Origin of the sequence: Rhodococcus gannanensis (genome assembly GCF_042681175.1) — a bacterium.
GTDB classification, from domain to species: Bacteria; Actinomycetota; Actinomycetes; order Mycobacteriales; family Mycobacteriaceae; genus Rhodococcus_G; species Rhodococcus_G gannanensis.
The window spans coordinates 786632-805093 of record NZ_JBHUFB010000020.1; the positions used below are offsets into that span (position 1 = coordinate 786632).

General features: G+C 68.0%; 17 protein-coding genes. 3 read left to right on the forward strand and 14 right to left on the reverse strand.

Annotated features, from left to right (window positions below; all coding sequences use genetic code 11):
• Positions 1–43: 43 nt before the first annotated feature.
• Complete coding sequence (locus ACFSJG_RS24465) at positions 44–1537, reverse strand: class I adenylate-forming enzyme family protein (RefSeq protein WP_378487813.1); 1494 nt, start codon at positions 1535–1537, stop codon at positions 44–46.
• 252 nt (positions 1538–1789) lie between these two features.
• On the opposite strand from ACFSJG_RS24465, the gene ACFSJG_RS24470 reads away from it, so the two are divergent.
• Together ACFSJG_RS24470 and ACFSJG_RS24475 are read left to right on the forward strand one after the other, a co-directional pair.
• On the forward strand, positions 1790–2836 hold the full coding sequence (locus tag ACFSJG_RS24470; protein WP_378487814.1) for a phosphotransferase family protein: 1047 nt from the start codon (positions 1790–1792) through the stop codon (positions 2834–2836).
• 17 nt (positions 2837–2853) lie between these two features.
• Positions 2854–3780: an enoyl-CoA hydratase gene (locus tag ACFSJG_RS24475; RefSeq protein WP_378487815.1), complete on the forward strand. Its 927-nt coding sequence runs from the start codon at positions 2854–2856 to the stop codon at positions 3778–3780.
• A 95-nt stretch (positions 3781–3875) separates the two neighbouring features.
• Here the strand turns inward: ACFSJG_RS24475 and ACFSJG_RS24480 are convergent, their stop codons facing one another.
• The 5 genes from ACFSJG_RS24480 to ACFSJG_RS24500 are packed head-to-tail and all read right to left on the reverse strand — an operon-like array spanning position 3876 to position 8180.
• Positions 3876–4895 carry an LLM class flavin-dependent oxidoreductase gene (locus ACFSJG_RS24480; protein ID WP_378487816.1) on the reverse strand — a complete coding sequence of 340 codons (1020 nt, stop codon included), beginning with the start codon at positions 4893–4895 and terminating at the stop codon, positions 3876–3878.
• On the reverse strand, positions 4892–5362 hold the full coding sequence (locus tag ACFSJG_RS24485) for a Zn-ribbon domain-containing OB-fold protein (protein ID WP_378487817.1): 471 nt from the start codon (positions 5360–5362) through the stop codon (positions 4892–4894). Before ACFSJG_RS24485 ends, ACFSJG_RS24480 begins: the two co-directional genes overlap by 4 nt.
• A gap of 1 nt (position 5363) precedes the next feature.
• On the reverse strand, positions 5364–6527 hold the full coding sequence (locus tag ACFSJG_RS24490; protein ID WP_378487818.1) for a thiolase family protein: 1164 nt from the start codon (positions 6525–6527) through the stop codon (positions 5364–5366).
• Entirely contained in the window at positions 6503–7300 is a 798-nt protein-coding gene (locus ACFSJG_RS24495) for an SDR family NAD(P)-dependent oxidoreductase (RefSeq protein ID WP_378487819.1), read from the reverse strand. The genes ACFSJG_RS24490 and ACFSJG_RS24495 overlap by 25 nt, the downstream gene beginning before the upstream one ends.
• A 43-nt stretch (positions 7301–7343) precedes the next feature.
• Positions 7344–8180 (reverse strand): glucose 1-dehydrogenase, encoded by an 837-nt coding sequence (locus ACFSJG_RS24500; protein ID WP_378487820.1) that lies wholly within the window; start codon positions 8178–8180, stop codon positions 7344–7346.
• Positions 8181–8278: 98 nt separating this feature from the next.
• On the opposite strand from ACFSJG_RS24500, the gene ACFSJG_RS24505 reads away from it, so the two are divergent.
• Positions 8279–8773: a nuclear transport factor 2 family protein gene (locus ACFSJG_RS24505; protein ID WP_378487821.1), complete on the forward strand. Its 495-nt coding sequence runs from the start codon at positions 8279–8281 to the stop codon at positions 8771–8773.
• Here the strand turns inward: ACFSJG_RS24505 and ACFSJG_RS24510 are convergent.
• From ACFSJG_RS24510 to ACFSJG_RS24545, 8 genes are all read right to left on the reverse strand, one after another.
• Entirely contained in the window at positions 8758–8997 is a 240-nt protein-coding gene (locus tag ACFSJG_RS24510; protein WP_378487822.1) for a ferredoxin, read from the reverse strand. The genes ACFSJG_RS24505 and ACFSJG_RS24510 overlap by 16 nt on opposite strands.
• Positions 8998–8999: 2 nt before the next feature.
• Positions 9000–10196, reverse strand: coding sequence for a cytochrome P450 (locus ACFSJG_RS24515; protein WP_378487823.1), 1197 nt, complete (start codon positions 10194–10196; stop codon positions 9000–9002).
• A gap of 33 nt (positions 10197–10229) precedes the next feature.
• Entirely contained in the window at positions 10230–11504 is a 1275-nt protein-coding gene (locus ACFSJG_RS24520; protein ID WP_378487824.1) for a type 2 periplasmic-binding domain-containing protein, read from the reverse strand.
• Between the two features lie 231 nt (positions 11505–11735).
• Positions 11736–12476, reverse strand: coding sequence for a FadR/GntR family transcriptional regulator (locus tag ACFSJG_RS24525; RefSeq protein ID WP_378487825.1), 741 nt, complete (start codon positions 12474–12476; stop codon positions 11736–11738).
• Positions 12477–12671: 195 nt separating this feature from the next.
• Positions 12672–13415 (reverse strand): FadR/GntR family transcriptional regulator, encoded by a 744-nt coding sequence (locus tag ACFSJG_RS24530; protein WP_378487826.1) that lies wholly within the window; start codon positions 13413–13415, stop codon positions 12672–12674.
• Between the two features lie 463 nt (positions 13416–13878).
• Entirely contained in the window at positions 13879–16431 is a 2553-nt protein-coding gene (clpB, locus tag ACFSJG_RS24535; RefSeq protein WP_378487827.1) for an ATP-dependent chaperone ClpB, read from the reverse strand.
• A gap of 685 nt (positions 16432–17116) precedes the next feature.
• Positions 17117–17662 (reverse strand): hypothetical protein, encoded by a 546-nt coding sequence (locus tag ACFSJG_RS24540; RefSeq protein WP_378487828.1) that lies wholly within the window; start codon positions 17660–17662, stop codon positions 17117–17119.
• The gene (locus ACFSJG_RS24545) at positions 17659–18453 is read right to left on the reverse strand and encodes a serine/threonine protein kinase (protein ID WP_378487829.1); all 795 of its coding nucleotides are present in this window, start codon (positions 18451–18453) and stop codon (positions 17659–17661) included. The genes ACFSJG_RS24540 and ACFSJG_RS24545 overlap by 4 nt, the downstream gene beginning before the upstream one ends.
• Between the last annotated feature and the right edge of the window lie 9 nt (positions 18454–18462).

Consider the following 18462-nt stretch of genomic DNA (forward strand, 5'->3'; position numbering starts at 1 on the left):
TCCAGCAGATGGTGAAAATCGAAGTGGGAAGACGATTCCCGGGTCAGCCGGCAGCCGGCTCGGTGATCTGCGCGACGAGGTCGCGGCGGACCAGCTTGCCGGTGGCGGTCTTGGGCAGTTCGTCCACGAAGACCACCTCGTCGGGGGTGCGCGATCCGCGCAGTCGCTCGCGGCACCAGGTGCGGATCGACTCGGCATCGGCGTGCTCGGTGCCGACCGGCACGATCACGGCACAGATGCGCTCGCCCCACTCGTCGTCCGGCACACCGACGACCGCGAGTTCGCGGACGTCGTCGTGGCGGACGAGCACGTCCTCGATCTCGGCGGGGGCGATGTTCTCGCCGCCGCGGATGATGGTGTCGTCCGCGCGTCCTCCGATGTAGAGGTAGCCGTCCTCGATGCGGGCGCGGTCGCGGGTCGGGAACCAGCCGCCGGCGTCGAGCGCCGAGCCCTTGCCCATGTACTCGCCGCTGACCTGGGCGCCGCGCACCCACAGGAGCCCGGTCTCACCCGGAGCGAGGACGGTCGTGTCGTCCTCGTCCCGGATCTCGGCCTCCATGCCGGGGACCACGCGCCCGACGGAGGCCAGGCGTCCGCGCAGCGCGGGATCGGAGAGGGCCTCGCGGTGATCGTCGGGGCCGAGCACCGCGATGGTCGAGCTCGTCTCGGTCAGGCCGTATGCGTTGACGAATCCTGTGGTGGGGAACGCGGAGAGGGCCCGCTCGAGCACGGGCTGCGGCATCCGCGCGCCGCCGTACGCCAGCGAGCCGAGCGCCGGGGTGTCCGCGGGCGCGCCGTCCAGGTGTTCGACGACGCGGGCGAGCATCGTGGGCACCACCATCGCGCTGGTGACGCCCTCCTCGCGGACGAGGTCGAGCCAGTTCTGCGGCGTGAAGTCGGGAAGGTGCACCATCCGGCGTCCGGCGTACACGTTGCTGAGCACGGCGCCCATTCCGGCAACGTGGTAGGGCGGGGTGCTGACGAGGGTGGCGTGCTCCTCGTCGGCGGAACCGAACTCGACCGTGTTGAACAGGTAGGACAGCAGGTGCTGGTGGCGAAGCAGCACACCCTTGGGGGCGGAGGTGGTACCGCTGGTGAACAGCACGATCGCGGTGGCGTCATCCTGGACCGGGGCCTGCTCCGCCGGCTCGGCGGCCCGTGCGAGGTCGAGGAACTCCTCGCTTGTCAAGACGGTCTCCGCGACACCGTCGAGCTTGTCCCGGTAGGCCGGGTCGGTGACGACGATCGGACGGTCGAGCTGGGTGACCAGGTCCCGCAACTGGTCGGTGGCGAGCCGGTAGTTCAGCGGGGCGAGGGGAATGCCCGCCCGTGCCGCCGCGAAGGTCAGCGCCGGGAGCACCGGGCCGTTGACACCGACGAACACCAGATGGGCTGCGCCGCGCTCGGCCACGACCGCCGCGCCACCCGCCGCGACGTCGCCGAGCTGCCGGTAGGTCATTCCCGCACCGCGACGTCCGACGGCAAGCCTGTCCGGATTGACCGACGAGGCCATGTCCAAAACCATTTCGATACCCATTGCACCACCTGGTGAGAACGCTCGGATGTTGTTGAAGGGCACCAGAGGTGCCGGGGCCCGCTGACGAGAACGCTCGGGCCGGTCGACCGAAACCATAACAACTATGCGCCGGAATGTGAAGGTAATCATGACAATGGTTGCCATGGATGTGTATGGTGCGGTGAGCGAGTGCCCCAGATCACTCTGCAATCGAACGCAGTACCGACGGCTCCGCCGTCGCACGCCCGAGATGGAAGACACGAGGTGAATCCGATGAGTGATCGGGACCCGGTGGACGTCGCCGCACTGACGTCGTGGCTGGATCGGAACGGCATCGGAACCGGGCCCCTCACCGATGTGGCCGCACTGACCGGTGGCACCCAGAACATCCTGGTCAAGTTCTCCCGGAGCGGTACCGACTACGTCTTCCGCCGCCCCCCACTGCACAAGCGCGCCAACAGCGACGAGACGATGCGACGCGAAGCGCGGATGCTCGCCGCACTCGCAGGCAGCGAGGTCCCCCATCCCCGCCTGGTGGCATCGTGCGAGGACCTCGAGGTGATGGGCTGCTTCTTCTTCGTCATGGAGGCGATCGAGGGGTTCACCGCGACCACCGAGGTCCCCGAGCCGCACGCGTCGTCCGCCGAACTGCAGCACGCCATGGGACTGTCGATGATCGATGCCGCGGCGGCGCTGAGCCGGGTCGATCCGGCTGTCCTCGGCGCGGAGCAGCTCGCCCGCGCCGACGGCTGGATCGACCGGCAGGTGGGCCGCTGGCGCAGGCAGCTCGACTCGTACCGCGAACTCGACGGCTGGCCGGGACCCGACCTCGACGGCGTCGACGAGATCGGCGCCTGGCTCGACGCGCACCGCCCGTCGGCGTGGCGCAAGGGAATCATCCACGGCGACTACCACTTCGGGAATGTCATGTTCGACCGCACCGGACCTTCAGTGGCCGCCGTGGTCGACTGGGAACTCGGCACCGTCGGCGACCCACTCCTCGACCTCGGCCACCTTCTCGCCACCTGGCCCGACCCGAGCGAGACCCGCACCGTCGGACTGGCACAGCACCTCGACGGACTGCCGTCCCGGGTCGAGCTGATCGCCCGCTACGGCGCGGTCAGCGGCCGGGACATGTCCGAGTTCGACTGGTACCAGGTGCTCGCCTGCTACCGGCTGGCGATCATCCTCGAGGGCACCCATGCTCGCGCCTGCGCCGGCAAGGCCGACGCAGCACTGGGACAACGCTTCCACGCCGTGTCCCAGGCCCTCCTCGACAAGGCACGCGCAACAGTCCAGACGTCCTCCCTGACCGTCTGACCCGGAAAGGACCAACCATGACCGCTGTCGGCACGGATCCCACCACTCCGGTGGCCTACAAGTACCTTCGCTACGAGACACACGACGACGGCACGATCGCCCGAATCGTGTTGAACCGACCCAAGTATCGCAACGCCCAGAACCGGGGGTTGCTGGTCGAGCTGACCGAGGCCTTCCTGCGCGCCGAGGCCGACGACACCGTCCGCGTCGTCATCCTGGCGGGCGACGGACCGGTCTTCTCCTCCGGGCACGACCTCGGCAGTTCCGACTACCAGGCCGAGCGCAATCCCGGACCGGACCAGCACTGGTCCTACACCTGCACCGGCGCCACCCACGACGCCGTCGAGTCCCGGTTCCACCAGGAGTGGCACTACTTCTACGAAAACACCCGGCGGTGGCGCAACCTGCGCAAGATCACCATCGCGCAGGTCCACGGGAACGTCTTCTCCGCCGCCCTGATGCTCACGTGGGCGTGTGACCTCATCGTCGCCGCGGAGGGCACCCAGTTCGCGGACGTCGTCGCGAGCCGACTCGGCATGTGCGGCGTCGAGTACTTCGGCCATCCTTGGGAATTCGGCCCGCGCAAGGCCAAGGAGCTCCTGCTCACCGGCGACTGCCTCGATGCCGAGGACGCCCGCGCGCTCGGCATGGTCAGCAAGGTGTTCCCCGCCGACGAACTGGGCGACCGGACCCTCGACTTCGCCCGCCGAATCGCGCAGGTGCCGACCATGGCCGCGCTGCTCGTCAAGGAATCGGTCAACCAGAGCCAGGACGCGATGGGCTTCACCAACGCACTCGACGCCTGCTTCACCATCCACCAGCTCAACCACGCCCAGTGGACCCACCTCTCCGGGGGCAGGGCCGTCGTCGGAACGCCGGAATTCGGTTTGCCGGACTGGAAGACCGCTCCGCCGGTGCAGCGCGCGGATCCGCACCGCCCCTGACCCTTGCACGCCGGCACGAGGCCGAGCGCGAAAGGCTGAAGGGCACCTTCACGCGGTCCACCCGCATGAAGGTGTGCCCTTCAGCCACATGTGCGCTACGACCTGCCGGCGCCGGCTTCCCGCAGTCCGCTCTCCTCGAGCCGCGGAAGCACCTTGGATGCGAACAGTTCCAGACTCTGCCAACCGATCTCGGGCGGCAGCCCGCCCATCAGGGGCTGGAACATCAGCTCGGAGTCGTCGCCACGCGACCGCGCGAGATCGACGCACTGGTCAGGGGTCAGGACGACGAAGTCGGGCAGCGTCTTCAGGTCGTCGATCGACTCGACGAACTTGTATCCGGTGGTCCCGGTCCCCCGTTCCTTCGCCCACTGTGCATTCATGTTGGTGGTGTACATGAGATGCGGCGCCAGGCGCTGCCAGTCCCGCTCCGGGTCGTCGGTGACGTGTAAGAACAGTGGCCCTGCGGGCGCCGGCCGCGGCGGCACCGGGCGACCGAGGCGCACGCACTCCGCCTCGAAGAGGCCGTACAGGCGATCCTTGTCGGACCCGGCAGGGTAGTAGTTGTCCCCGAGTCGGGCGGCGCGGGCGGCCGAGGGGTCCGCCGAGCCGCCGATGTAGATCGGGGGACGCGGGCGGGTCACCGGCATCGGCCGAACCCGGACGGTGCGTCCCCGGAACTCGAACGGCTCACCGGTCCACGCCTTGTCCAGGGTGTCGATGATCTCTTCGAGGATCTTCACCCGACGCTTCATCGGGACGTCGAACATCTCGAACTCGTCGGGCCGGTAGCCGATACCCATCGTCATCTCGACGCGGCCGCGACCGATCAGATCGAGTGTCGCCAGATCCTCGGCCAGGCGGAGCGGGTCGTGCAGAACGGCGACCAGCGCGGAGAAGTGCACGTGGATCCGCGTACTCCGGCCCAGCATCGCGCCGGCGAGGATCATCGGCGACGCGCAGTAGCCGTCCTCGGCCCCGTGGTGCTCGGCGATGTACACGGTCTCGAACCCGTGTGTGTCGCCCCAGGCGGCCTGTTCGACGGCCGCCTTGTAGAGATCGGCTGCGGGCGCGCCGATCTCGGGCGCCCGCATGTCGTAGCGCAGTGACAGTCTCATCGCGGAGCAGCCTCCTCGTCGTGGCCCACCAACGCGAAGGTGGGCAGGGTATGGGTGTCGAACACGCTCGGGGACAACGTGACCCGGGCACCGATGCGCGGTGCATCCGACCCCGGTCCGACCAGATCGGTCACCAGCCGCACGCCGCGCGCATCGTCGAGCTCTACCAGCGCGACCGTGTACGGCCGGCCGGATCCACCGGGGAGGAACGCCCGCTCGACCCTGGTGAAGGTGTACAGCACGCCGGTCCCACGGACTCCGCACCACTCGAACTCCCCGGTGTGGCCACAGGGGCAACCCGGGCCGGGATACCACTGCCACGATTCGCACTCCGGGCACCGTGGCAGGACCAGTTCGCCGCGACCGGCTGCGTCCCAGAACGGTTGCAGGTCGGGCAGGTCCGTGGCAGGGGGATGATCGGGCACGGCCGGGGCCACCACCGTCTCGCCCCGCGTCGGTTCTGTCATGTCAGCGGTCCTCCGTCAGGATCAGGGTGGAGTGCTCGCCGCCGGCGAGCGCCGCGACCAGGGCGGTCCGCGCATCCGGGACCTGCGCGGCGCCCCGCTCCCCCCGTAGCTGGCGGACCGCCTCGATGACGTGCACGATGCCGGGGATGTAGGCGTAGGCGAGATGACCACCGTGGGTGTTCACCGGAAGCGCGCCACCCGGCTCGGTGTTCCCGTCCGCCGTGAACCCGAATGCCCCTCCCCTGTCGCAGAATCCGAGATCCTCCAGCTGGATGGCCTGCGAGATGCTGAAGCAGTCGTAGATCTCCGCGACGTCGATGTCGGCGGGCCGCAGTCCGGCCTCGGCGAACGCGCGCGGTCCGGAACGCGACGATCCGAAGCTGCAGAGATCCGGCGCCTGGGTGAAGTAGGAGGTCATCGCGGGCCCGAAGGTCACCGTCGAGGATCCGGCAACGAGCACCGGCGGGGTGCGCAGATCACGCGCCCGGTCCGTGGTGGTGACGACCACCGCGCCCGCTCCGTCGGTGATCAGGCAGCAGTCCGCGGCCCGCAACGGGGACGCGATCATCGGGCTCGCCAGGTAGTCCTGGGCACTCAGTGGCTTGGCGCGCTGGGCGCCCGGCGTCAGCTGTGCCCACTTCCGGTTCGCGATCGCGATCGAGCCCAGTTCGTCCGGCGAAACCGAGTAGGTGTGCAGGTAGCGCTGCGCCCACGCCGCGAAGTACACGGGCTGTCCATACCAGCCGAACGGCATCTCGAGACTCGCCTTGACCGGATCGTGCGCGTGAAAGGCGTACGGCCCGCCCGGCTTCGACCCCGCGTAGCCGTAGTACACGAGCACCGCAGAGGCGCGGCCGGATTCGACGGCGAGGCGGGCCGCCTCGATCGCCGCGACCGGGCCCGCACCCGCCGGAATCCCCGGCGAGGCGGTGTGGTCGCGCTGGATCCCCAGGGCCTGGGAGACCGTGTCCGGACCCGGCCACGGCGCGGTCGCGACCACACCGTCGACATCGGACGCCGCCAGGCCCGCGTCGGCGAGGGCCGCCCGGCACGCGTCGATCACCAGCCGGTCCAGAGGACGGTCGACCGACCGGCCGAACTCCGACTCCCCGACGCCCGCCACGGCGGCGGTCACCCCGATCACCGGCTTCGGTGTCCGCGCCACGCGGTGGTTCCCCCGTCGACCGGTACCACGATGCCGGTGAGGAACGAGGCGTCGTCGGAGGCGAGGAACGCCACGACCTTGGCGATCTCGCCGCTGGTGCCGAATCGGGGGATCAGGTGCGCGCCGGTCATGCCGAGCAGTCGGGCGTCCCGGTCCTCCGGCGCGGCCGCGTCCAGGAAGCCCTGGCTCATCGGCGTCTCGATGGATCCGGGTGCGAAGGCGTTGACCCGCACGTCCGGCGACAATGCGATCGCCGTGGTCCGTGTCAACTGGATCACCGCCGCCTTGCTTGCGGGGTACGCCGTGCTCACGTAGCCGACCATGCCCGCGACCGATGCGGCGTTGATGATCGACGGACCACGCCCGGACGCCCTCAGGTGTGGTGCTGCGTACTTCGACGCGAGCCACACGGACTTGACGTTGATGTCGAACACTGTGTCCCACACGTCTTCCGGGAGCCCCTCGAAGGACGCATCCTCCGCGAACGTGCCCTCCATGACCCCCGCGTTGTTGACCAGGGTGTCGAGTCCGCCGCCGCCGGCGACCGCGGCCTCGATCATCGCGCGCACCTCCGCGCCGTCGGCGAGGTCGACCTTGATCGCCTGCGCCGACACGCCGAGCGCCTCGATCTCTCGGACGGCTTCCTTGGCGCCCTCCACGTTCAGGTCCGCCACGCTGACGTACTCGGCGCCCTGCCTCGCCGCCTCCACGGCGATCTCCCGGCCCATTCCCTGGGCACCGCCGGTGACCAGGATTCGCTTTCCGGTCAGCATGCGACCATCTCCTCTTCTGTTGACGACTACGTGGTTGTCGCGGTCAACCGGCCGTGCGGGTGCGGCCGGCCTCCAGCAGCGTGACCGGGTCCTCGTATCGGCCACTCGTATAGGGGGAACTCCCGAACACTCCGGTCATCCCGGCGTCGACCGGCAGTGTCACGCCGGTGACGTAGGCCGCGGCGTCGCTCGCCAGGTACAGCACCCCGGCCGCGACGTCGGTCGGCTGCAACGCCCGGTCGATCAGCGCGGACGCTCCCAGTGCCGCCTCCGCTCCGGCGAGGTCGCCGTCCGCGACGACGGTCGCCGTCATCTGCGAGACCACCGCGCCCGGCACGATCGTGTTGACCCGGATCCCGTAGGGCCGCAACTCTGCCGCGACGGAGTTCGTCAGCCCGATGACCGCGGCCTTGGTCGCGCTGTACACGTGAGGGCCGACGCCACCGAGCATGCCGCCGGGACTCGACGTCGAGATGATCACGCCGGATCCCTGCGGCTTCATGATCCGTGCGGCGTGCTTGCAGCCACAGATGACGCCACGCAGGTTGACCGCGATCGTTGCGTCCACCTCGGCGAGCGGCGTGCGGTCGATCGGCCCGAGGACACCCATCACCCCGGCGTTGTTGAACATGATGTCGAGGCGGCCGAAGCTGTCTACCGCCGAGTCCACGGCCGCTGCGACGTCGTCATCGTTCGACACGTCGGTGCGGACGAACACCGCCCGCGGGCCCAGTTTCTCGGCGAGTGTCGTACCGGCACCGTGCTGTACGTCGGCGATCACGACGGCGGCACCCTCCGCGTGCAGACCCCGGACGACGGCCGCCCCGATGCCGTCGGCGCCGCCGGTGACCACTGCTACCCGACCGTCGAATCTGTTCACCCGAGACACTCCCCAATGGACTATTTACCTGATAACAATATGCATGAAATCTAGATCACACCACCGTCCGCGGCAATCGACCGCACAGGAGGAGATCCATGACCGACGGCGTGCTCACCGCACTGAACGTCCTCACCGAACGCGTGGCCGTGCTCGAAGCCCATCGAGCAGCGGGCGACCTGATGCACCGGTACGCCGGCGCGCTCGACGACCCGGACCCCCAGCGGCTGTCCCTGTTGTTCACCCGCACCGGGATCCTCCGGACCCCGAGCGCCGAGTATCGCGGACGGAGTGCAATCGGCGGATTCTTCGCCGCCGCCCGCGAACGGGATACCAGCGACAAGCGCCATTTCGTGTGCCAGCCCGAGATCGAGGCCCAGGAATCCGGAATCGTGTCCCTGCGGTGCTACTTTCTCTACACCGCACTCGGGTCCGGACGGTCGGCACTCGGCTGGGGAACCTACGCAGCCGAGTGCCTAACCGATTTCGGCACCGCACAGTTCGAGTCGCTCACCATCGCCGTGCACGGTGATGCCGACCTGTCGACCGCCAGGCGGCTCGGACCCGAGAACAGCGGTCAGCTCACGCGGTAGTCGATCGCCCACTCGGGGCAGGCGTCGGCTGCCGCCCGTGCCTGCTCCGCCAGTGCGACACTGATCGGCAGCACCTGGCCGGCCTGGGCGACGAAGCCCTCCTCGTCATCGGTCAGCAGGTCCGGCGCCACCGCGTAGCACCGACCGTGGCCCTGACACTTGCCCTGGGCGACGGCGAGCGAGCCCGCAGCGCCTTCTGCCGTCGCAATGCTCTCCTCCGTCATGATCAGACCTCCCATTCCAGTTCGAGGTTCTCGAGAGTCAGCTGGGACCCGCGCTCGATCAGAGGCTCACTGCCCTTGATCCGGTAGTTCGGAATCCGCTTGTGCCACTCCTCGAGCACCGCTGCCAGTTCCAGCCGCGCCAGGTGCATTCCGAGGCACCGGTGCGGTCCGGCCCCGAACGCAAGGTGCCGGTTGAGCCCGGGCCTGCCGAGCACGAAGGAGTCGGGGTCGGGATACATGCGCGGATCTCGGTTGGCCGAACCGATCCCGAGCCAGATCACGTCCTTCTGCTGCATCTCGAGCCCGTGGAAGTCTGTGGACTCCTGCACTTCCCGGCCCGCCTGGATCACCAGCGGGTAGAGGCGAATGAACTCCTCCACCGCATCCTTGGTGAGATCGGGGTCGTCGACCAGCATCTGCCGATCCGCGTCGTGCGACGCGAGATGCGCGAAGATGTAGCCGAGCGCAGATCGCGTGGTGTCGAGCCCGGCGAGCATGATCGACAGACACGTGGTGAGGATGTCGTCCTTGGTCAGAGGCTGTCCGTCGATCTCCGCCTCGAGAAGACGGGTGACCATGTCCTCCGTCGGATCGAGCGGGTTCGCGCGGCGCTCCTCCACTGCCTTGTCGAAGTACGCGAGGATCTTGGCCTGCCAGACACCGGCCCCCTCGACATCACCCTGGAGCATGCAGTTCAGCATGTTCTCGCTCCACGGGAGGAAGAACTCCCCGTCGGTCACGGGCAGCCCGAGCAGGGCGAGGAACAGGTCGGTCGGATACCGAATCGCGAACTCCGCGACGAAGTTGCAGTGTCCCTGGTCGCGGATCTCCTCGATCAGCTCGATGCACCGCGAGTGGGCCAGCTCCGACATGCGCTTGACGGCCGCGGGCGCGAAGAAGGGGTTGATGATCTTCCGGAACTTCTGGTGCGCCTCACCGTTGAGGTCCTGCGGCAGCAGCGGGATGCCGCTCTTGGGAAAGAGCGCCGTCCGCACGTCGGTCGTCCACTCCTGCCAGTTCTGGAAGCCGGCGAGCACGTCCTCGTAGCGGGTGAGCATCCAGAATCCGCGGTCGGTCGTGTCGTTGAAGTGGAAGCGGTCCTTCTCCCGCTCCGCGTCCAGCAACGCGTAGTGGCCGTATATCTCGCTCTCGCGCGTGTAATCGGTGTGGCTGACCGGACATTGAAGTGGCTGGGCCATGTCTTCTCCTGCGGGGTGTGGCGGTGAACGAGGTCAGGACGGGCGATGGGGAAGGAAGATCTGCTCGTAGACCTTCTCCGTGTAGTCGGTGAGATCGACCTTGCCGGGCGCGTACCACTCGGCGAACCCGTCGTAGTCGACCTCGTCGGTGTATCCGAGAGCTTCGAGCGTCGAGAGCCATTCGGCGGCCGAGTCCTGCATCCGCGATACGAATGCATCGCCGTCGTCGAAGGTCTTACCTGTGCGCACACCGTCGAGGAGCTTGTCCTGCTCGGCATTGATCGCTGCCGCAGCATCAGGCGCGAACGTGCCGACGCCGCCACCCGCGGCAAGGATCTCCTTCGAGCCCGCCACCGTGTTGGCGAACACCTTGTCCTCGACGTTCGACTTCATGAAGACGGTCACGCGATCCCAGATCAGCTGCTGAGCAACGAGCGGAAGTGAGTCCCATGCCTGCTGACTCATGGCGATGCCGCCCCACCCGTTCGCGAAGCTCGCCGACGAGTCGATGACGGCGTGCGGCGCGGCGCCGAGGAACCCGCCGATCGTGCCGACGGTGAACGTCGTGACCGCGCAGTCCGCAACCTTGCGCTGCAGCGCCTCGTACAGCTCGGTGTACGGCATGGTCACCGGACTCGCGCCGAGTGCGGTGACCTCGGCGCTGATCGAGCGCCCACTGGCGGTGACCTGCGCACCGTGCAGCGACGGAAGATCATTCCTGGGGGTTGCGCAGAACAGCCCGTTGGATCCCGAGTTGTATTCGGGGAGAAGCAGCTTCATTCCCCTGTTCTCGTACTCCGCCACGATCTCGGGAGTGCCGAATGCGACGTCGTTGGCCCACGCGTTGGACTGCAGGACACCGACGACGGGCGTCTGCTTCGCCAGATAAGCGGACTCTGTGAGCGCCGCGCTCGCCGGGTACTCCGACGGGTCGTACTGCGGGATGATGTGCGCGAGGTCGAGCCTGCCGTCGAGCAGCGCATCGTCGATATCAGCCGGTGCGGCAATCGCATTCGCGTATGCGATGTCGAAGGTGATCTTGCCGCCCGACCACTCCGTGATCGACTCCAGGTACGCCTCGACCGGCCGGCCGGTGGTCGACCCCTTCGACGAGGGCGACTGCGTGTGGAGGACGATCGGCTCGACATCCTCGAACGCGGCGACGTAGCCCTCCTTCGACGCCCCGTACTCCAGGCCCGAGCCGCCGCCGTTGCCGGCCGACGCCGATTCCGCGCATCCTGCGACGGCGACCGCGGCGAGGCAGGCCACCATCCCGGCTCCGATTGCCCTGATTCGCACTCTTGTCATGTCCGCTCTCCACCCTTCGTGGCCGCATGTGACAACACCCGGTCAGTGACTCAAATCACCACATATGATGCGCATCATATGTGTGGTTGTCAACACACTTCGACAAAGAGGGAGCGCTGATCCATCGGAGTCCGAACAGCGAAAAGGTCATTCTCCCTTCTCATTACAGAGAAAGGCGGAGGCAACCTCAGGTTGCCTCCGCCTTTCGGGGAGTAACGGAACGGGCGCGAATCAGCCCCGCACACCCCAGGCAATCGGGGTGTCGAGGACCTGCGGGTAATGCTTCTCCTCGTAGCGCCAGATTCCAGCGATGTGCTCCTCCATCGCAGCCAGCGCGGCCTCGGGATCACCCGCCGCCACCGCGAGGTAGATCTTCTCGTGAATGTCACAGGTGGCGACGCGGTGCCGCTCCGGATACTCCATCCCCATCGCCGAGCCGTCCAGCATGTCCAGGAGCGCATGGATGAGATATCCGAAGAGCGCGTTGCCCGACCCCTGCGCGGTGGTGTCGTGGAACAGGCGGCTCATCTCGAGAAAGATCTCGTCGTCGTCGAGGTTCGCACGCATGTGGTCGACCGAGTGCTTCAGCGTCGCCAACTGCTCGGCGCTCATCCGCTCGGCAGCGAGCTTGGCCATCATCGGCTCCAACGCGGTCCGCGCCTCGACGATCGAGCGGAACGGCGCATTCTCGAACTGCAGCAACAGCGTGATCGCCGTCTCGAGGCCGACACTGTCCGGTTGCTGGACGATCGGCCCGCCGCCCGGGCCGGGCTTGAGGGCGATGACACCCTGCAGCTCGAGGAACCGGAGCGACTCGCGAAGCGTGCCCCGACCGATATCGTAGTCCTCCAGCATCACGCGCTCCGGAGGCAGCCGGTCACCGACCTTGTTCCCACGCCTGTTGATGTCCTCGACGATCCGTTGCGCCACCAGCATCGCCGTCTTCTGCGGACGAAGGTTCACCCGTCCCACTGCTCGCACCTCCACAGGTAAGGCCTTCCCCCGCCCACCGGAGTCAACAGCCACCATAATCTATGATTATGTTTATAGCATTCCAGGCTGATGGACCAGACGATTCCTGATGAATGCGCGACGAACTCGGGATCCGCGATCGTTCCCGACGCGGGTGGTCACGCTTCGGCACGCGGGGCGCCACGAAGCGCCGAACTACTGCATCGCGCCCCAGGTGATCGGCTGCGCCATCGCGCCGGGAAACTTCTTGCGCAGGTACGCGGTCAACTCCTGGACATGGGAGCGCATCGCGTCCTCGGCGGCAGCAGGGTCGCCTGCGTCGATCGCGTCGTGGATGGCGACGTGCGCCTGGTACACCTTGGTACGCCTCTGGGTTGGGTACTCGACGCCGATGGCCACGCCTTCGAAGATTCCGTCGACGGCGTCGATCAGGTAGCCGAACAAGGCGTTGCCCGAGGCCATTGCAATGACGTCGTGGAACACCTTGTTCGTTTCGAGAAACACCTCGAGGTCACGCAGATTCTCCCCCATCTTCGTAACCGCGTCGGCGAGAACCCTGCACTGCTCGTCGGTGATCCGCTCGGCTGCGAGGCGGGCGGCCATCGGCTCGAGCCCGGCGCGGGCCTCGACGATCGTCGAGAAGGGTGCGCCCTCGAACTGCAGGAGCAGTCCGAGGCTGTTCATCAGGTGGCTTCCGTCGGGCTTCTCCACCGTGGGGCCACCTCCGGGCCCGGGCTTGAGGGAGATCGCGCCGGACAGTTCGAGATAGCGCAGCGCTTCCCGCAGGGTGCCTCGACCGACCTGGTACTCGTCCAGCATGAGCCGCTCGGACGGCAGTTTGTCGCCGCGCACGAGTCCGCGACGGTGAATCTCCCCCACGATGCGCCGCGCGATGATCATCGCTGTCTTCTGCGGACGTCCGCTCCTGTTGACGACCATTGCCGTTGCCCCCTGTGTCCCCTTCGAGCACTGCATCCCCGACGCACTGCCATCCCCCGACCGGCGGTACATCCCCGTGCACTGCCTTACCCACGCAGAAACCTTGCCTGCGGAGTTGCTAGCGCACATTACCGGCGAGCGGGGGACCTGGAGTGTCATCCGCGGGCAATGTGGCGTCCGCCTCACCCCGCGAATCACATGTCGGCCCGATTTGTCTCAAGAGACAGGCGTGACATGTGTCTCAATCGAGACTCGCCCGAGCGGTTGATCCACACGAATGATGCCGATAGTTTCGATCGAGTGCCCTGAGGGCACCGCATCGCATTCGGCGCAGCATGCCTCGCCCCTCACGAGGCATCGACCGGATGCGTCAAACACAGACGCACGGTCCTCATTCCCCCTCCAGGACCGTGCGTCTGTGCGCGGCGGCGCCCCGCCCTGCGGGGCGCCACCCCCTTTCACATCAGCCGAGCACGAGGTGGTCCCCGTCCTCGGAGACACCGACGGGCACCGTGTCGCCGTCGTGCACCTCACCGGCGAGCAGCTTCTTCGCCAGCTGGTCGCCGATCGCCTGCTGAATCAGCCTGCGCAGCGGACGCGCGCCGTACAGCGGGTCGTAGCCCCGAACCGCCAGCCACATCCGGGCCGCGGGCGACACGTCGAGCGTGAGCCTGCGGGCCTGCAACCGCGTGGCGAGCTGGCCGAGCTGGATGTCGACAATCGACTCCAGTTGCTCCTCCGACAGCGGATCGAAGACAACCACGTCGTCCAGCCGGTTCACGAACTCCGGCTTGAATGCCGACCGGACCGCCGCCATCACCTGCTCCCGGTCGCCACCCGCACCGAGGTTCGAGGTGAGGATCAGGATGGTGTTGCGGAAGTCGACGGTGCGACCCTGCCCGTCCGTCAGCCTGCCGTCATCGAGCACCTGCAGCAGGATGTCGAACACGTCCGGGTGCGCCTTCTCGACCTCGTCGAACAGCACGACGGAGTAAGGACGGCGGCGCACAGCCTCGGTCAGCTGGCCACCAGACTCGTAGCCGACGTAGCCGGGAGGCGCGCCGACGAGCCGTGCGACCGCATGCTTCTCGCTGTACTCCGACATGTCGATCCGCACCATCGCGCGCTCGTCGTCGAACAGGAAGTCCGCAAGGGCCTTCGCGAGCTCGGTCTTGCCGACACCGGTCGGGCCGAGGAACAGGAACGAGCCGGTCGGCCGGTTCGGGTCCGCCACCCCGGCACGGGCGCGGCGCACCGCGTCCGACACGGCCTGGACGGCCTCCGACTGGCCGACGACTCGCTTGCCGAGTTCGGTCTCCATCCGGAGCAGCTTGGCGGTCTCGCCCTCCATCATCCGGCCGGCCGGAATCCCGGTCCACGCCGCGACGACGTCCGCGACGTCGTCGGGGCCGACCTCCTCCTTGAGCATGACGTCGCCGTCGGAGGCGCCACCGGACGCCTCGACCGCAGCGGCGAGCTTCTTCTCCAGCTCGGGGATGCGGCCGTAGCGCAGTTCGGCGGCCTTGCCGAGGTCGCCGTCGCGCTCGGCACGCTCGGACTCGCCGCGCAGTTCCTCGAGCTGCTCCTTGATCCCGCGGACCGAGTCGATGGCCTGCTTCTCGTTCTGCCAGCGGGCGTTGAGCTGGCTGAGCTTCTCGCGGTCGTCGGCCAGTTCCTCTCGGAGCTTGGCGAGACGGTCCTGGGAGGCGGCGTCGGTCTCCTTGGTCAGCGCCATCTCCTCGATCTCGAGCTGGCGGACCTTCCGCTCGACCTCGTCGATCTCGACGGGCCGGGAGTCGATCTCCATCCGCAGCCGGGACGCGGCCTCGTCGACGAGGTCGATCGCCTTGTCCGGCAGGAAGCGCGAGGTGATGTACCGGTCCGACAGGGTCGCCGCCGCGACGAGCGCGGAGTCGGTGATGCGCACGCCGTGGTGCACCTCGTACCGCTCCTTGAGTCCGCGCAGGATGCCGACGGTGTCCTCGACGGACGGCTCGCCGACGAGCACCTGCTGGAAGCGGCGTTCGAGCGCGGCGTCCTTCTCGATGTACTTCCGGTATTCCTCGAGGGTGGTCGCGCCGACCAGTCGCAGCTCACCGCGGGCGAGCATCGGCTTGATCATGTTGCCTGCGTCCATCGCGGACTCACCGGTCGCGCCGGCGCCGACGATGGTGTGCAGTTCGTCGATGAACGTGATGACCTGGCCCGCGGAGTTCTTGATGTCGTCGAGGACGGCCTTCAGTCGCTCCTCGAACTCGCCACGGTACTTCGCACCCGCGACCATCGAACCGAGGTCGAGGGAGATGACGGTCTTGCCGCGCAGCGATTCGGGGACGTCGCCCGCGACGATGCGCTGGGCGAGCCCCTCGACGATGGCGGTCTTGCCGACACCGGGTTCACCGATGAGGACGGGGTTGTTCTTGGTCCGACGGCTGAGCACCTGCACGACACGGCGGATCTCGGTGTCGCGGCCGATCACGGGGTCCAGCTTGCCCTCGCGGGCGCGGGCGGTCAGATCGGTCGAGTACTTCTCCAGCGCCTGGTAGCTGCCCTCCGGGTCGGGGCTGGTGACGCGGGCGCTACCGCGGACGGTCGTGAACGCGTCCCGCAGGGCCTGCGGGGTGGCGCCGTGCCCGTTCAGCAGCTTCGCGACATCGGAGTCACCGGACGCGAGCCCGAAGAGCACGTGCTCGGTGGAGACGTACTCGTCGTCGAGTTCGGTCGCGAGGTGCTGGGCGGCGGTCAGCGCGGCGATGGCCTCGCGTCCGAGCTGCGGTTGGGTGGTGGCGCCGGTCGCGCTGGGCAGCCGGTCGACGAGCGTCTGCGCCTCGCGGTGCACGACGGCCGGGTCGACTCCGACAGCCTTGAGCAGCGGCGACGCGATGCCGTCGGTCTGGTCGAGCAGTGCGGCCAGCAGATGCGCCGGACGGATGTCCGGGTTGCCTGCGGCGGATGCGGACTGCAGGGCGGCCGTCAGGGCAGCCTGAGTCTTGGTGGTTGGAGAGAACGAGTCCACTGGTCACCCCTTTGGAAGGCGTCGTGTCACCGCGGGGCGGTGACGTGTCGGTCTCGCCGTCGAGCCTAGGCTGACTCGAGGCGGTGTCACCATCTCCAACGTATAGAAGGTTGAGTCTGTTCCGCTCAACTACAAGAGATCAGGTACGCCGGACACGCCAACCAAGACTGCTCGCGAACCGATCAGGAATCGAGAAGCGACAGCAGTCGGGACGCTCATACGCTCGAACCAACGATCGACGGGCCAGACCGTTGGTTCTGACAATGGAGCAGGCCATGAAGACGATGACGTGCCGGGACCTCGGAGGCCCGTGCGACACCGCCCACCACGGTGAGGACGCGAACGAGGTCATCCACGCCCAGGATCGCCACCTGAAGGACGCTGTCGCTGCCGGTGACGAATTACACCGTGATGCGGCCGCTGCGATGAAGAGTCGGTGGCGGCGCCCGGTGTCGGGACTGAAGTGGTACAAGAAAGCGCAGCGGGATTTTGCCGCGCTCCCGACGGAGTAGGCGATCGGTGTCGGCCCGCCGGGATCAGCACTCCGTACCTCCGTGAGCTGGCCGCCGCGCGCGGTGGCGCCGACCCCGATTCTCGGCGGACCGACGAGGCCACAGGAGGTCCGGATCCCGAGCTACACACCCGGACGGCCGCCGCACACACAGTCAGGACACTCGAGGAGCGCTCAGCCGGAGTGCCCTGACGGTTCCCGATCGCGTGCCGATACATCCCGCCCCCGCACCCGGCGCGGCACCACCAGAACACCGACCACGACCGCAACGGCGAAGCACACCAATGCGATCCACGGCCACACGGTCAGGACCACCGAATCCGACTGGACGTCCACCCCGGGTCCGAACGTCCCGGACCAGAGATCGTCGTCGCCGACGAACCAGAACGCCGTCGCGGCGGCCACCGCCGCGACGACGATCGTGAGGTAGCCCGCCCACACCGGTCGGTACTGCGGGTTCGCACGCCACAGCGCGATCACGACCAGCGCGCACGCCAACGCGAGCAGCACCGACCCGGCGGTCCCGTCGACCCCCTGACCCGACATCTCCACGGCGACCCCGGGCCGCTCCACGTCCGCGGCGGTGAGGTCGGACGAGTCGGGAACCACGGTCCCGCGGCCACGCACCCACGGCATCACCATCGCGACCGCGGCCACGACCGCCGCCCCGAGCAGGGCGACCGACCAGCGCGCATCGGATGTCCGGACCGCGGACGTCACGGGGCCGGGGCGGGTGCCGGTGCGGCAGGCGCGTCGGCTCCCGGTGAGGACGGATCGGCGGGCAGCGCGTCGGGGCTGCCGGTGCCGATCGACCCGTCCTGTGCGGTCCCGGCGATACCGGCGACGTCGGTGATCAGCCAGTCGTCGTCGCGGTCGAGGGTGATCGTGTACGGGGTGACCGTGTTGATCCCCTCGGGATTCTGCGTGCTCGTCATGTGCGTGGACACGAACACCTGGACGACGAACTCGCTGTCGTCCCGGACGTCGACCGTCGTCGCGGCGATCAGCTTCGCCGTCTGCGACCACTGCACCTCCTGGATCAGTGGCGTCAGAGTCTGCACCGCGACGTCGAAACGCGACGTCAGTTCGGGGGCGGTCCCGTCCTTGAGCGCGGCCGACCACGGGTCGAGGTTGCCGAACTCGAACTGGGCGGCACCCACGGCGTAGGAGCCGGCGACGTCCTCGGCGGTCTGCGCGTCCCGGGCGGCCTGCTGGGCCGCGGCGAGCTCGTCCGACCTCCGGTCCAGGAGCACCGCGAGCACGCCCGCCACGACCAGCGCCACCGCGCAGACCGCGGCGAGTGCGACGACGACCGGATGCTTCCTCGGATTCGAGTACTCCGTGAATCGAGCTCCCGCCGTGAGCTTCTCGGGCTTCTTCGCGGCTCCGGCCTTCTTCTTCTTTTTCTTCTTCTTCGGTGCGTCGACCACCGCGGACTTCGCCGAGTGGTCGTCCGCCGAGGTGGTGTCCTGTGTGTCCCCGTCGAGGTTCGTTCGGCTGTCGATGGTCATGGTGGAGCT

What these genes read in the sequence shown, in the direction of transcription:
- ACFSJG_RS24505 (WP_378487821.1), top strand. Translation starts at nt 8,279, where the DNA reads ATGACCGACGGCGTGCTCACCGCACTGAACGTCCTCACCGAACGCGTG.
- ACFSJG_RS24475 (WP_378487815.1), top strand. Translation starts at nt 2,854, where the DNA reads ATGACCGCTGTCGGCACGGATCCCACCACTCCGGTGGCCTACAAGTAC.
- ACFSJG_RS24520 (WP_378487824.1), bottom strand. Translation starts at nt 11,504, where the DNA reads ATGACAAGAGTGCGAATCAGGGCAATCGGAGCCGGGATGGTGGCCTGC.
- ACFSJG_RS24480 (WP_378487816.1), bottom strand. Translation starts at nt 4,895, where the DNA reads ATGAGACTGTCACTGCGCTACGACATGCGGGCGCCCGAGATCGGCGCG.
- ACFSJG_RS24485 (WP_378487817.1), bottom strand. Translation starts at nt 5,362, where the DNA reads ATGACAGAACCGACGCGGGGCGAGACGGTGGTGGCCCCGGCCGTGCCC.
- ACFSJG_RS24465 (WP_378487813.1), bottom strand. Translation starts at nt 1,537, where the DNA reads ATGGGTATCGAAATGGTTTTGGACATGGCCTCGTCGGTCAATCCGGAC.
- ACFSJG_RS24515 (WP_378487823.1), bottom strand. Translation starts at nt 10,196, where the DNA reads ATGGCCCAGCCACTTCAATGTCCGGTCAGCCACACCGATTACACGCGC.
- ACFSJG_RS24470 (WP_378487814.1), top strand. Translation starts at nt 1,790, where the DNA reads ATGAGTGATCGGGACCCGGTGGACGTCGCCGCACTGACGTCGTGGCTG.
- ACFSJG_RS24495 (WP_378487819.1), bottom strand. Translation starts at nt 7,300, where the DNA reads ATGCTGACCGGAAAGCGAATCCTGGTCACCGGCGGTGCCCAGGGAATG.
- ACFSJG_RS24510 (WP_378487822.1), bottom strand. Translation starts at nt 8,997, where the DNA reads ATGACGGAGGAGAGCATTGCGACGGCAGAAGGCGCTGCGGGCTCGCTC.
- ACFSJG_RS24530 (WP_378487826.1), bottom strand. Translation starts at nt 13,415, where the DNA reads ATGGTCGTCAACAGGAGCGGACGTCCGCAGAAGACAGCGATGATCATC.
- ACFSJG_RS24545 (WP_378487829.1), bottom strand. Translation starts at nt 18,453, where the DNA reads ATGACCATCGACAGCCGAACGAACCTCGACGGGGACACACAGGACACC.